This is a genomic window from Thalassotalea sp. G20_0, from assembly GCF_017744175.1.
In the GTDB taxonomy this organism is placed as follows: Bacteria; Pseudomonadota; Gammaproteobacteria; order Pseudomonadales; family Endozoicomonadaceae; genus Endozoicomonas.
Window position 1 is genome coordinate 1 of the sequence record NZ_JAGHQV010000173.1, and the last position, 1808, is coordinate 1808.

General features: G+C 49.4%; 1 protein-coding gene. It reads right to left on the bottom strand.

The features are described 5' to 3' along the window. On the bottom strand, nt 1-1720 hold a 1720-nt coding region (locus J7438_RS25305), incomplete at its 3' end, for a hypothetical protein (RefSeq protein ID WP_209278817.1). Nucleotides 1721-1808 lie beyond the last annotated feature (88 nt).

The window sequence follows — 1808 nt, forward strand, 5'->3', positions numbered from 1 at the left end:
AAGTAGGCAGCTGTCCTTCAGCACGGGGGCGGCCGCTGGGTGGGGGCGGCATGGGTTCCGCGCGGTTACGACCAGCATTAGTCGATGACCTTTGGCTGTAATAGCGGTAGGCGATCACACCGACCAGAACCAAAATCATCGTGCCCAGGGTGGCGATACAAGCTATAATAGCAGGGCTTGGTGCGGCAAATGTAGCAGAACCTGGGTCAGAGAAGTTCACTTTTTGCACCTCGGGCCCAGTTGTTGGGGGCGTTGTCGTGGTGACAGAATCCGAACTGAAAGAGTTCATGGTTGTGTCTGGTGCTGTGTCCATAGTGGTTGGGGGCGTTGTTGTGGTGACAGAATCCGAACTGAAAGAGTTCATGGTTGTGTCTGGTGCTGTGTCCATAGTGGTTGGGGGCGTTGTCGTGGTGTCAGAACCCGAACTGAAAGAGTTCATGGTGCTGCCTGATGTTTTGGCCACCGTCTCTGTGGTTGGTGGGGCAGGACAATAATTAGCGATTTGGAGATTTAGTTTTGCCAAGTCGGGGTCAATAACTGCACACAAATCATTATCCTGCCAATACTGACACCCCTTGGCAGTGTCGTTTTGTTGTACGCCATTAACAGTGACATTACAAATAACCGGGTCATATCCTCCGAAGATACCCGCAGTGGCATTTTCACTTTTAACGGCGCTATTGATCACCCTGGTGTTGGTGATTTTTTCTTGTTCTACAGAAGAGCGTCCTGCGCCAATACCGGAATTTGCCTCTCTGTTTGAGGTTATCACCATGCAGTTCACCGCTGTCGTGTGATTAACAGTACCACCATGCAATTCTCCAGCCCCAATACCGGCATTTGCCTTTCTGCCTGAGGTTGTCACCGTGCAGTTCACCGCTGTCGTGTGGTTAACAGTATCTCCAGCAGATTCTCCAGCCCCAATACCGGCATTTGCATTATTTCCTTCTGTTATAACATTACACTTAACCGCTGTCGTGTGCTTAACAGTACCTCCTCCCAAATATCCAGCCCCAATACCAGCATGTGCAGAAGGTTTGATGGTTTCCACCGTGCAGTTCAACGCTGTCGTGTCTGTAACCGTTCCTTTAATTTCAATACGCGCCCATCCCGTTTTATAATCAGTTTCACGAAATGTACTCTGCTTTCCCACCCCAATACCGGCGGCACAATCTTTTTCTCCCAGCATTTTAACATGACAGTTCACCGCCCTTGTGTTGTTAACGATTCCACCTCGTGAAAATCCCGCACCAATACCGGTATATCCGTAATGCCCCTGTGCTGTAACACTACAGTCTACTGCAGTCATGCTGTTAACAGCTCCACTACTTTCCAGATTTCCTGCTCCAATACCGGCATTTCCGAAATTCAGACCTGTTGTAACATGACAGTTTTCCGCAAACATGTTGTTAACAGCTCCACTACTTTCCAGATTTCCCGCTCCAATACCGGCATATCCGTAATTCCACTCTGTTGTAACATCACAGTTTTTCGCAATCATGTTGTTAACAGCTCCATTGTCCAGATTTCCCGCACCAATACCGGCATAAGCTTTCGGGGCAGAGGTTTTCACCTTGCAGTTCAACGCAGTCATCTTAGTAATAGTTCCTCCGCCAGATACTTTGCCCACGCCAATAGCTGCGTGTGCGTTTTTTTTATCGCTGGTAGCAACGTCAGCACGTTCAACCCAAATATTACTGATCGTAGCGTTGCCAGACATTTCGCAAGCCACTACCCCGGCCGATTCCGTTGAGGTTATGATGGCATCACTAAGGGTCAGGTTCTCGATGCGGCCCCCATCGGACAGG